Source organism: Lysobacter sp. Soil_C_15 (assembly GCF_057657315.1).
Genome location: NZ_JBDGIR010000001.1, coordinates 764897 through 776798, shown reverse-complemented (window position 1 = coordinate 776798; position 11902 = coordinate 764897). Strand labels below are relative to the sequence as shown.

The 11902-nt window shown below is 72.5% G+C and carries 11 protein-coding genes and 1 riboswitch; of the genes, 8 read left to right on the top strand and 3 right to left on the bottom strand.

Going from position 1 to position 11902, the window contains the following annotated elements; genetic code table 11:
- Positions 1-369 precede the first annotated feature (369 nt).
- The 3 genes from AC3A57_RS03305 to mutM all read right to left on the bottom strand — a co-directional run bounded on the left by AC3A57_RS03305 (position 370) and on the right by mutM (position 4836).
- Positions 370-3189, bottom strand: coding sequence for a serine/threonine-protein kinase (locus AC3A57_RS03305; protein ID WP_487577558.1), 2820 nt, complete (start codon positions 3187-3189; stop codon positions 370-372).
- A gap of 109 nt (positions 3190-3298) precedes the next feature.
- Positions 3299-3871: an ECF-type sigma factor gene (locus AC3A57_RS03300; RefSeq protein ID WP_215063025.1), complete on the bottom strand. Its 573-nt coding sequence runs from the start codon at positions 3869-3871 to the stop codon at positions 3299-3301.
- Between the two features lie 152 nt (positions 3872-4023).
- A complete protein-coding gene (mutM, locus tag AC3A57_RS03295; protein WP_487577557.1) occupies positions 4024-4836 on the bottom strand; it encodes a bifunctional DNA-formamidopyrimidine glycosylase/DNA-(apurinic or apyrimidinic site) lyase in 813 nt (270 codons plus the stop codon).
- A 70-nt stretch (positions 4837-4906) separates the two neighbouring features.
- Between mutM and AC3A57_RS03290 the strand changes: the two genes are divergently transcribed.
- The 8 genes from AC3A57_RS03290 (at position 4907) to AC3A57_RS03255 (ending at position 11331) form a co-directional block, all read left to right on the top strand.
- Entirely contained in the window at positions 4907-5761 is an 855-nt protein-coding gene (locus AC3A57_RS03290; RefSeq protein WP_487577556.1) for a CHAD domain-containing protein, read from the top strand.
- A 241-nt stretch (positions 5762-6002) separates the two neighbouring features.
- The gene (locus AC3A57_RS03285) at positions 6003-7208 is read left to right on the top strand and encodes a DesA family fatty acid desaturase (RefSeq protein WP_487577555.1); all 1206 of its coding nucleotides are present in this window, start codon (positions 6003-6005) and stop codon (positions 7206-7208) included.
- A 428-nt stretch (positions 7209-7636) separates the two neighbouring features.
- Positions 7637-7810 carry a hypothetical protein gene (locus AC3A57_RS03280; protein ID WP_487577554.1) on the top strand — a complete coding sequence of 58 codons (174 nt, stop codon included), beginning with the start codon at positions 7637-7639 and terminating at the stop codon, positions 7808-7810.
- Between the two features lie 71 nt (positions 7811-7881).
- Positions 7882-8052, top strand: coding sequence for a hypothetical protein (locus AC3A57_RS03275; RefSeq protein WP_487577553.1), 171 nt, complete (start codon positions 7882-7884; stop codon positions 8050-8052).
- A gap of 138 nt (positions 8053-8190) precedes the next feature.
- Positions 8191-8529, top strand: coding sequence for an EF-hand domain-containing protein (locus tag AC3A57_RS03270; protein WP_487577552.1), 339 nt, complete (start codon positions 8191-8193; stop codon positions 8527-8529).
- Positions 8530-8625: 96 nt separating this feature from the next.
- Positions 8626-9447 carry a kanamycin nucleotidyltransferase C-terminal domain-containing protein gene (locus AC3A57_RS03265; protein ID WP_487577551.1) on the top strand — a complete coding sequence of 274 codons (822 nt, stop codon included), beginning with the start codon at positions 8626-8628 and terminating at the stop codon, positions 9445-9447.
- Between the two features lie 67 nt (positions 9448-9514).
- On the top strand, positions 9515-10507 hold the full coding sequence (locus AC3A57_RS03260) for a hypothetical protein (RefSeq protein ID WP_487577550.1): 993 nt from the start codon (positions 9515-9517) through the stop codon (positions 10505-10507).
- Positions 10504-11331: an ABC transporter ATP-binding protein gene (locus AC3A57_RS03255; protein WP_487577549.1), complete on the top strand. Its 828-nt coding sequence runs from the start codon at positions 10504-10506 to the stop codon at positions 11329-11331. The genes AC3A57_RS03260 and AC3A57_RS03255 overlap by 4 nt, the downstream gene beginning before the upstream one ends.
- Before the next feature lie 420 nt (positions 11332-11751).
- Positions 11752-11848: riboswitch (glycine riboswitch) on the top strand.
- Positions 11849-11902 lie beyond the last annotated feature (54 nt).

Here is an 11902-nt window from a genome sequence, read left to right as displayed (position 1 = left end):
CGCGAAACCGCGAAGACGACGCGACCGGCCGCGACGCGTCGCGGCTTACGCCGCTCCTACACAGGCACGCGAACGCTACGGGATCGGATCGCCGCGGCGGGCGACGGCGCGGTCGCGACTTGCGTCGCTCCTACCCAAACCGGGGCGCCGTACCCCTGTAGGAGCGGCGTGAGCCGCGACCGCGAAACCGCGAAGACGACGCGACCGGCCGCAACGCGTCGCGGCTTACGCCGCTCCTACACAGGCACGCGAACGCTACGGGATCGGATCGCCACGGCGGGCGACGGCGCGGTCGCGACTTGTGTCGCTCCTACCCCAACCAGGGGCGCCGTATGCCTGTAGGAGCGGCGCGCTGGCCAGCGCGCTCGCTCAATCCGAACAAGCGCCGCGAACCGACTGAACCAGCCGCTGCACCGCGCTGCCGTCCGCCCGCGCATCCCCGATCGTGCGCAACAGCCCGTCCAGCGTCGCCCGCGCTTCGCCGCGCTGGGCGCTGCGGCAGCGCACCTGCGCCGCGTAGGCCTGCGCGCGCCAGCCCAATTCGCGCAGGGCTTCGTCTGTGGTCGGCAGGTCGCCCAGCGCATCCAGGTGGGTCAGGGCGGCGGCGTCGCCGGCGTCGGCCTGGGCATGGGCGAGTTCGATTTCGGCGCGGCGGGTGTGCGGGTCGCGTTCGCCGTAATGGCGGCGGGTCAGGTCGACCGCGCGCTGCAGGCGCGAGCGGCCGGCTTCGCCTTCGCCCAGGGCGAGTTCGACTTCGCCGAGCAGGCGGTCGCTGTCGCCGACCTGGCCGTGGGTTTCGCCGAACAACACCACGCGCAGGTTGCGCACTTGCTGCAACAACGCGCGCGCCTCTACCGGGCGGCCGCTGTCGTACAGCACCTGCGCATGGTCGAACAGCACGCCGGCCAGGCGCGCGCGGTCGCCGTGCTTGCGGGCGAGGCTGGCGGCGCGCTCGAGTTCGCCCAGCGCGCGTTCTTCGTCGCCGCGCTCCCAGGCCACGCGGGCGAGCTGGCGATGCACTTCGGCCAGATCCAGGTGATCCGGGCCCAGGCGCACGACCAGCAGGTTGCGGATCTGTTCCAGTTCGGCCTGGGCCTGCACGTAGCGGCCCTGGGCGAGGTGCAGGGCGGCGAGCTGGCGGCGCACGTCCAGGGTCGAAGGATGCTGGGCGCCGTTGACGTCCAGGGCGATTTCCAGCGCTTCGCGCGCGTCGCGTTCGGCGGCGTCGAGCTGGCCCAGTTCGCTGCGCAGCATGGCCAGGTTGCGGCCGATCTCGACCTGCAGCGGGTGGCGGTCGCCGACCGCCTGCTGCAGTTTGTTGCGCGCCCGCTCGAACAGCCCCAGCGCCTCGCGGCTGTGCTGCGCGTCAGCCTCCAGGCCGGCCAGATCGATCAGGTTCTCGACCTCGGCGACGACGTTGTTCTGCAATTGCTCCTGGCGCAGCTTCAGCGAGCGCTCGAACAGCTGGCGCGCGCCCTGGCGCTCGCCGTTGGCGCGGCGGCAACGGCCGAGTTCGGAGTAAAACTCGCTGACCTGCGCCGGCAATTGCGATTGTTCGCCGCGCGCCAGGTCCAGCGCGGGCTGCATCAGCGCGGCGCAGTCGCGCGGCAGGCCGAGCAGGCGCAGCACCTTGCCGCGCTGGGTCAGCGACTCGATGCGCAGGCTTTCGGGAATGTCGTCGGTGCTGCCGATGATCGCGGCCTGGCGGTCGAGCAGGGCGCGCGCTTCGTTGTAGTCGCCCAGGCCGGTGCGCATGCGCGCGACCACGCCGAACAACTCGGCGCGCGCGCGCGGCTGGCGCGCCAGTTCGCGGGTGCCGCGCGCGACCGAGGCGTCGAGCAGGCCGCGCAGGTCCAGCGCCTCGCCTTCCGGGGTACCGCGCGCGCTTTCGAACAAGCCGACCATGAAATCCTGCATCGCTTGCGCGCGGCTGGCTTCGCCCAGCGCCTGGCGCGCCTGCCAGGCGACGATGCCGAGCGCGGCGGCCAGCACCACGGTGACCAGGGCCGCGGTGGCCAGCGCCCAGCGGTGGCGGGCGACGTACTTGTTGAAGCGGTAGCGCAGGCTTTGCGCGCGCGCCAGCACCGGCCGGCCGGATTCGAAGCGCTGCAGATCCAGCGACAGCGCTTCGACCGAGGGATAGCGCTGCTCGGGACGCTTGGACAGGGTCTTGAGGACGATGTTGTCCAGGTCGCCGGCGAGCTGGCGGCCGAGCCGGCGCAGCGCGCCGGGGTCGACGTCGGTGGTGTCGACGTGGCGCATCACCGCCTGCGAGGGGCGCAGCGGGTCGGCGGCGAGGATCGCCTCTTCCCATTCGGCCGCGGTCTGGCGCTTGAGCCGGTAAGGCTTGGCGTCGGTCAGCAATTCGTACAGCACTACGCCCAGCGAATACACGTCGGTCATGGTGGTGACCGGCTCGCCGCGCACTTGCTCGGGCGCGGCGTAGTGCAGGGTGAAAGCGCGTGCGCCGGTGCGGGTCTGCTCCGGCAGCGGCACGTCGCTGCTGTCGATCAGCTTGGCGATGCCGAAGTCGAGCAGGCGCACGTCGCCGGCCGGCGTCACCAGGATGTTGGAGGGCTTGAGGTCGCGGTGGACGATCAGGTTGGCGTGGGCGTGGCTGACCGCGTCGCAAATCTGCTGGAACATGCGCAGGCGCTTGTCGAGCGGGGTGCGCTGGTTGCGGCAGTAGTCGGTGATCGGTTCGCCTTCGACGTATTCCAGCGCCAGGTAGGGCAGGCCGTCGCGGGTCACCCCGGCGTCGAGCAGGCGGGCGATGTGCGGATGGGCGAGGCGGGCGAGGATCTGCCGCTCGCGGGTGAAGCGGCTGCGCAGGTTGGTGTCGGCCAGGCCCGGACGCAACAGCTTCAGCGCGACCCGGCGCTGGTACAGGCCGTCGGCGCGCGAGGCCAGCCAGACCTGGCCCATGCCGCCTTCGCCGAGCAGGCTTTCCAGGCGGTAGCTGCCGACCTCGGTGCCCGGACGCATGGCGCCGGTGTGCTGGGTCGGGACCAGCGGTTCGGACAGGAAGTCCTGGTGATCGTCTTCGAGCGCGATCAGCTCGGTCAGTTCGGCGGCGAGGCCGGCGTCGTCGGCGCGCAATTCCGCCAGCCGTTCCGCGCGCGCGGCCGGCTCCAGCTCGAGCAGGGCGTCGAGCAACGGGGACAGGCGCTGCCAGCGTTCGGCGTCCATGCGGCGGTCAGCCGGCGGTCCTGCGGCGGTCTACGGCGTAGAAGCTCATGGCGTTACCCATACTGGGCGAGCGCACCGCGCGGCACCAGGGCCGGGCGCCGGCATCCGTTCAGCGGTTGGGCTCGTCCTGCAGCGAGGCCAGCAGGAACAGCCGCGCCTTCTGCCAGTCGCGGCGGATGCTGCGCTCGGAACGTTGCAGCAGGGCGGCGATCTCCAACTCGGACAGGCCGGCGAAGTAGCGCAGCTCGACCACCTGGGCCAGGCGCTGATCGACCGCGGCGAGCTTGGTCAGGGCGGTGTCCAGGCCCAGCGTGTCCTCGTCCAGGCGCAGGCCGCCTTCGACGTCGTCGGGCAGCTCGGTGACCCGGTGCAGGTCGCCGCCGCGCTTCTGCGCCAGGCGCTGGCGGGCGTAGTCGACCACCACGCTGCGCATCGCCGAGGCGGCGTAGGCGAAGAAGTGGGCACGATCGTCGAACTGGGCCTCGCGCCGGCCGACCAGTTTCAGGTAGGCCTCGTGCACCAGCGCGGTGGCGTCCAGGGTCTGGCCGTGCTGGCCGGCGAGCTGGCGCCGGGCCATGGTGTGCAGTTCTTGATAAAGGGTCGCGAGCACGCGGTCGAGCGCACCGCGGTCGCCCTCGCGGGCCGCATCCAGCAGGATGGTGATGTCTGCGCTATCGGCCATATCGCCCCTCGACTGGGGCAAGACTATAGCGCGTTCAGTTTTACTTGGTAGCGACCGCCGGCACCCTGCGGTATCGACCCTCGATATGGCCGCTTTTGCCCCGTTCCCACGTCACGGGCGATTTCGCCGATCCCCCATCCCCCATCCCGGCTTCACCGCTGACAATGCCCGCACCAGACCGTGGTGCGCTGGCCGATCGCGGCCTGCTTGAGCGGCCGTCCGCAGCGCGGGCAGGGCCCGCCGCCGCGGCCGTAGGCGGCCAGTTCCTGTTCGAAATAGCCGGGCGCGCCGTCGGGGCTGATGAAGTCGCGCAGGGTGGTGCCGCCGCGCTGGATGGCGTAGCCGAGGATGGTCTTGATCGCGCCGGCCAGCTCGCCGTAGCGCTCGCGCGAGACCTTGCCGGCGGCGCGCAGCGGCGACACTCCGGCGGCGAACAGGGCTTCGGCGGCGTAGATGTTGCCGACCCCGACCACCACCCGCTGGTCCATCAGGAAGGTCTTGACCGGGGCGCGGCGGCCGCGGCTGAGCTCGAACAGGTAGTCGCCGTCGAAGTCGTCCGACAGCGGTTCCGGGCCCAGGCCCTGCAGCAGTTCGTGGGTGTCGCCCGGCGCCTGCCACAGCAGGCAGCCGAACCGGCGCGGGTCGTTGAAGCGCAGCACGCGGTCGTCGTCGAGCAGCAGGTCGACGTGGTCGTGGTCGCGCACCGGCGTGTCCGCGGGCAATACCCGCAGGCTGCCGGACATGCCCAGGTGCAGCAGCGCGCTGCCGGCCTGGGTATCCAGCAGCAGGTACTTGGCGCGGCGGCGCACCGCGTCGATGCGCTGGCCGGGCAGGGTGGTTTCGATGTCGGCCGGGATCGGCCAGCGCAGGTTCGGCCGGCGCAGGATCGCGGTGACGACGTGGCGGCCCTCCAGGTGCGGGGCCAGGCCGCGCCGGGTGGTTTCGACTTCGGGCAATTCGGGCATGGCGCAAGCGTACTATCGGCGTGGGCCGTGCGTCGTTGCCGATGCGGCCGCGCTAGCGGAAGGAAGCGGCATGTCGAAAAAACCAACGCCAGCCAACGCCGCCGACGAGCCAGCCGACGCCGAAGCCGGGCGCCCGCCGGGCCGACGCCTGCGCGCCTTCGCCTCGCGCGAGCTCGAGGCGGCCATCGACGCCCTGGGCTGGCGCGGCAGCCGCCTGCACCGCGGCGTGCATTTGGCCCGCAAGGGCCTGCGCCGGGTGCGCGCGACCCTGGCCCTGGGCGGCGCTGCGCTGGGGCCGGGCGCGGCCTGGATCGATCGCGGCCTGCGCGACGCCAACCGCGACCTGTCGGCCTTGCGCGATGCGCAGGCCCTGGTGGAAACCCTCGAGCGCCTGCTGCGCGCGCCCGGCGACGACGCCCACCGCGCCCTGTTGCGGCGCGCCCAGCGGCGCGCGGCTGCGGCGCGGGCGGCGGCCGCGCGCACGGTCCGCACCGAAGACCCGGACCTCGCCGCCCGCCGCAGTCTGCTGCGGGTGCTGCGCGCGGCGCTGCGCGCGCTGCCGTGGGAGACGCTGGCGGCCGAACAATGGCGCGAGGCGGTGGCGCTGAGCCTGCATCGGGTCGAGCGCGCCCGCCAACGCGCCCGCCGCGGCAGCGACGAGGACTGGCACGAATGGCGCCGGCGCGCGCGCCGGCTGTCGCAGCAGCAGCGCGCATTGCAGGCGGCCGGGCTGGGCGAGGACGCGCCCGCGTTCGACCGCCATCGGACCGAGCGCCTGGGCGAGGCGCAGGACCTGAACCTGTTGCTGGATCACTGCGGCAAGGGGTCGCCGTTCGCCAAGCCCGACCGGCTCGCGTTGCGCGCCTTCGCCCGCGGCGAACTGACGCGCTCGCGCGGCGGCATCGACCCGGACAGCGCCGACTGAATACGGCGGCCGTCGCCGCGCGGACGGTTTGGCGCCGGCGAACACAAACCTGAACGCGACAGCCGAGCGCGACAGCTGAATCGGCGCGGTTTTGCCGCTGCGGCCGCGCTTGCGCGTCGGAATGAACGACCCCATCACAGTGCCGAGCCGTACCGGCGCGAACGGTCGGCCCCGGGTGGCATCATCCGGCGCAGGACCGGCCCGTTTCGGCCGGTTTCGTTTGTGGTTTTCCGGAGTCCGTATGCCCGCTTCCCTGATCGACTTCCTTGCCGGCGGCCTGGCCCAGGCCGGCCTCTGGGAGCTCGTCGCGTATTTCCTGGTGGTGACCCAGCTCACCATCATGTCGGTGACGCTGTACCTGCACCGCTCGATGGCGCACCGCTCGGTCGATTTCCATCCCGCGCTCGCCCACCTGTTCCGGTTCTGGACCTGGCTGACGACCTCGATGATCACCAAGGAGTGGGCGGCGATCCATCGCAAGCACCACGCCAAGTGCGAGACCGAGGAAGACCCGCACAGCCCGCAGTTCAAGGGCATCGACACGGTGATGTGGCGCGGCGTCGAGCTCTACCGCGAAGCGCGCGGCGAGCGCGAGGACATCGAGAAGTACGGCAAGGGCTGCCCGGACGACTGGATCGAACGCAAGCTCTACACCCCGCACGCCACGATGGGGCCGGTGTTGCTGCTGCTGATCAGCTTCGTCCTGTTCGGCTTCGCCGGCGTGGCGATCTGGGCGCTGCAGATGCTGTGGATTCCGTTCTGGGCCGCGGGCGTGGTCAACGGCCTCGGCCACTGGTGGGGCTATCGCAACTTCGAGACCACCGACACCGCGACCAACCTGACCCCGTGGGGTTTCTGGATCGGCGGCGAGGAACTGCACAACAACCACCACGCCTTCCCGAGTTCGGCCAAGTTCGCCCTGCGCAAGTGGGAGTTCGACATCGGCTGGACCGCGATCCGCGGCCTGCAGGCGCTGCGCCTGGCCAAGGTGCTGCGGGTGGCGCCGACTCTGGACGTGCGCCCGAACATCGCCATGCCCGACGGCGAGACCCTCAAGGCGCTGCTGGCGATCCGCTTCCAGGCCATGACCGACTACTACCGAAACGTCACTTTGCCGGCGCTGCGCGAAGAAGCCGGCCACGCCGGCGACCGCATGCGCGCGTTGCCGCGGCGCCTGCGCAAGGGCCTGGCCGACGGCGGCCGCTGGCTCGACGACGGCGCCCGCACGCGCCTGCAGAACTGGGTCGCCGAGCGCCCGCGCATGGCGACCGTGGCCGACTTCCGCCAGCGCCTGGCGCAGGTGCTCGACGATCGTTCGCACGATGCCCAGGCGACCCTGGCCAAGCTGCACGCCTGGTGCGTGGAGGCGGAAGCCAGCGGCATCCATGCGCTGCAGGCGTTCTCCGAGCGCATGAAGGGCTATGCGCTGGCGCCGGCCCGCAGCTGACCGCGCCAGCTGAGCCGCGCCCGTCCGGGCGCAACCGGCGGACGCCACGAACCCGCGCAGCGATGCGCGGGTTTTTTGTTGCCCTGCGTCCGTGCGGCGGCGCATGCGCGATGCGCGGCGCGAGTTCGGCATACCGCGACGGCGAGCCGGTTTCGCCGGCGCGGCGCGGTGTAGCGTCGCCGCGAATGGATTCGTCGCGACGGCAACGCCGTCCGCCGCACAGGGGAAGTGCCGCCGTTCCGCTCCGGAACGGTCCGCGCCGGCCTTGCGCGTCCGGCGCAGCGCCAGCGTTTCGAATCCCAGCAGCCGTGCCGACGTTCCGTGCGCCGGCGCGGCGCATCGTCGGCCAGGGAAGGAAGCCACCCACGAACGCGCCGCACGCCAGGGACCGGCGGTCGCGCTCCCACCGCGCACAGGAGAGCTCAGGCATGAAGGCTGTTGGCAATTCGCGGTTGAAGAAAGTGCTGTTGGCGGCGTTGTTCGCCGCTTCGATCGGCTTCGGCGCCGCCCAGGCCGACGGGCCTTACGCGGAAGGCTGCTCGCCGCGCGCGGGTTGCCTGTTCGGCGGCGACGTCCATGGCTGCTGCGTCGACGACCGTTGAAGCCGGCGTAGCGTTGCCGCATTCGTTTGCGTACCAACCGATCCCATACGTATCCATCGAGGAGAGAGAGCATGAAACTGTTCAAGACCCGCCGCGCCAAGTCCGTTGCGCTGATGGCGCTGTTCGCCCTGTCGACCGGCTTCAGCTTCGCCCAGGCCGACAACCGCCTGGCCGAAGGCTGCAACCCGTGGCCGGGCTGCGACTACGGCGGCGGCTACGCTTTCTGCTGCGTGCCGGAATGACGGCTTGAGGGATCGTCCCGCCGCGGCCGGCGAGGGGCCGGCCGCGGCGGAGTTCGTCCGCCCGCGAGCGGCCGGGGCTTGCCTGGGCGCCGTCCAGCCTGCAGGCTTCGCGCCATCTCCCCCGTTACGCGTAGGCGCATGTTCCGGCGACTGTTCGCAATCGCGCTCTGCCTTCCCGTCCTGGCTTCGGCCCAGGTCGCCTCGACCGGCGACTATCTGTCGCGCATGGACGGCGACGGCGACGGCAAGATCTCGCTGCTCGAGTATCAGGACTGGCTCAGCTACGCCTTCGACGCGATGGACGCCAACCGCGACGGCCAGCTCGACGCCGCCGAACAGCCGGCGCGCGCGCACGGCGGCGGCCAGCCGCTCAGCCGCGAACAGCACCGGCGCACCCTGGCCGAGCGCTTCGCCAAGCAGGACCGCAACCGCGACGGCAGCCTGGACGCGCGCGAACTCGCCGCGCCGCCGCAGTAGCCGCGCGCCGCACTGCGCCATCGATACTCCGCCGTGCATCGCAGTGCGCGGATTGCGTCATTGCCACTCGCGCGCTCGCGGTGCTATCTAGGCGCGATGACGAATTACCTATTGCCTTGCGGCGAACTCGAAACTCTGTTCGCCGGCCCCCAATCGGTCACCCCCGAGCAACGCCGCGGCCTGGTCGACGGGATCGTCGCCGCTCTGCGCCGCCGCCATGGCGAACGCCTGCTCGCGGTCGCGCTGTACGGTTCGACCGCGCGCGACGGCGACGGTCCTTACTCCGATATCGAACTGTGGGCGGTGCTCGACGACGAGGCTCATGGCGAGGACTACGACGAATCGCTGGAATGGGTGCACGGCCGCGGCAAGGCCGAGGTCAACCTGATGTCGCGCAGCGCGATCGAGGCCTACGCGCGCGAGGTCGACGAGTCCTGGCCGATCAGCCACGGCCAGTTCGTGCATGCGCGAGCGCTGTGGATCGCGCCCGACCACGGCGCCCTGGTCGAGAGCCTGCGCTCGCTCGCCGCCCACCCCGACGACGCCGCGGTCGACCGGGCCATGGCCGAACTGGTGGTCGGCGAGTTGTACGAGCTGATCGGCAAGCTGCGCAACCGCCATGGCCGGCCGCCGCTGGCCCTGCTCGCCGGCCGTTTCGCCGAGCATCTGGCCTGCCTGATCGGGCTGGCCGAGCGCCATGTCTACGTGTCCGCGGGCAGCCTGTTCGACGAGGCCATCGACCTGGGCGGGCCGGACGGCACCGCGGAGCTGTTCGCCCAGGTGGTGCGCGGCGATTTCCGCGACGAAGCGGCGACGATCGCCGCACTGGAGCGCGCCTGGGCCGGACTGGAGCGTTGGACCGATGCGATCGGCCTGGAGCCGGCGTTGCTGCGCCGCTGCCAGGCCGGAGAGCGCTGAAGCGCCGGCGCGGTTAGAGTCTGCAGCTGCGGTCGCGCGTTGCCGACCGCGTACGGAAACCGCGCCGATGCCCGCCTGGCTGCACCCCTGGTTCGCCGAAGCCCGCCTCAACGCCGTGCGCGGCGACGCCTGGTGGCATGGCCGCGCGGCGCGCGCCGCGGCCCTGGCGTTGGCGACCCCCTGGCTGTTGCGCGCGTCCGGCGAACAAGGCGCCGCCCTGGCGGCGGCGGTGCCGCGGCTGGTCGCACAACTGCCTCTGCCGTTCGCGCTGATCGCGCTGGCGCTGGGGCATGCCGCCGCGCGCGGCCGGCTGGTCGCGCTGGACGAGCATCTGCGCCTGGGCTGGTGGGCGGCGGCGCCGATCGACCCGCGCCGCGGCACCTGGACCCTGATCGTACTGGCCGCGCTCGGTGCGGCCGCCGCGGCCTTGCTGGCCGCGCTGACCCTGCGCGGCTGCGGCGGCGAGGCGGCGGCCTGGCGCAGCGCCAGCCTGATCGTCGCCGGCAGCGTCGCCGCCGGGGTCGTGCTGGGTCTGGTGTCGAGTTTGCGCCATCGCCGCCAGCCGACGCGGCGCGTGCGCGAAGGCGCGCGCCAACCGCTGTTCGGCCTCGCCTGGCTCGACGACGCGCGCCTGCCGCATGTCAGCGACTGGCAGCGGCGCGAAGCTTTGCTGCGTTGGCGCCGCGGCGGCCGGGCCTGGATGATCGGCGCGGTGCTGCTGGCGATGCCGGGCGGCACCGGTCTGGCGACCGGCGCCGGGGTGCTGGCGATCGCGGTGGCCTTGGCCTGGTTCAGCCTGGTGGCGCAGGCCTGCGCGGTCGCGGCGCGCGCGGCCGATGAGTTGCTCGCGGCCACGCCGCGGCCGGCCGATGCGCTGGCGCGCGCGGCCTGGCGCTATCCGGCCTTCGCCTACGCCTGCGCGGCGGCCTGCGCCGGCGGCGGCGCGCTGCTGCTCTCGTTGAACTGGCGCGCGCTGCCGCTGTTATGGGGCGTGCTGGCGCTGACGGCGCTGCCCTTGCTGCCGGCCTGGCGCCGGCGCGGCGCGCAGGCGGGCCCGTGAGCCGGCCGCCCTCCACCCCCGGCGACGCGTCGATGCGCGATCCGGCCGCGGCGACGGCGGACGAGGCGATGCTGCAACTGGATGGGCTGCAGCATCGCTACGACGAACACGCAGTGCTGCACGGCATCGACCTGGTCCTGCGCCGCGGCGAATTCGCCGCCCTGATCGGGCCGAACGGTTCCGGCAAGACCACCCTGCTGCACTGCCTGGCCGGCCTGCAGCGGCCGAGCGCGGGGCGAGTGCGGATCGGCGGCCACGACCTGGCGCGCGCGCCGGTGGCGGCGCGCGGCCTGCTCGGTTTCGCGGTCGATCCGGCGCGGCTGCCGCCGCTGCTGAGCGGGCGCGAGTGCCTGCGCCTGTTCGCCGGCACGCGCGGCCTGGGCGAGGTGCCGGCGCCGACCCTGGCCCTGGCCGAGTGGCTCAACCTGGGGCCGATGCTGGACCGGCGGGTGGGCCAGTATTCGCTGGGCACCCGGCAGAAGCTGGCGATCGCGCTCGGCCTGCTCGGCGAGCCGCCGCTGCTGGTGCTGGACGAGCCGCTCAACGGCCTGGACCCGCTCAGCGCCTATGCGCTCAAGCGCCATCTGCAACAGCTCGCCCACGAGCGCGGCACCACGGTGTTGCTGGCCACCCATTCGATCGACGTCGCCGAGCGCTTCATCGATCGCGCCCTGTTGCTGGTCGACGGCCGCCTGCGTCGCGACTGGCCGGCGCCGGAGCTGGCCGCGATCCGCGCCGACCCGCAGCGTTCGCTGGAGCAGGCGATGGTCGAAGCGCTGTCGGCCGAGCGCGAGGCCGCCGGGGCGCGCGGGTCAGGCCGGTGACGGCGTAGCGGCGGTCGTGCGGTCGCGGCTCGCGCCGCTGCTACCCTTTGAAGCGGAGCCGTTTTTGTAGGAGCGGGGTCCCACGGGGATTTCCTCCGGTCATACGCCGCGACGCGGGGCGGCCGGTGGCGTCGTCGCTGCGAGGCAGCGGTCGCGGCTTACGCCGTTCCTACAGGCGCATGAATCCCCGCGTGCCAAGGGATGGGAGCGGCGTCCCGCGGGAGTTTCCTCCGGTCGCGAGCCGCGACCGTGAGGCGGCCGATCGCGGCGCAGCGCGCCGAAGGCGGCCATGCTCCGCGCGCCGGGGTGTTACCATGCCGGCCGTTGCAGAAGAGTGGCGCCGGCCCGCGGCCGCGCCCGCCGAAGGCGCAGGCTCCCATAATCGCTCAGGCTCGGCCTCCGGCCGGAACACTGCCACGACATCGCCGATCTGGAGAGAGGCCGCGCAGCGGCCCACCGAAGGGGCAAGCGGCCGCAAGGTCCGCGCAAACTCTCAGGTAAAAGGACAGCGGGAGCGGCACCGCGGCTTCGGTCGCGAAGACAGCCCAGGCGTGCGCGCGACGCGAGTCCG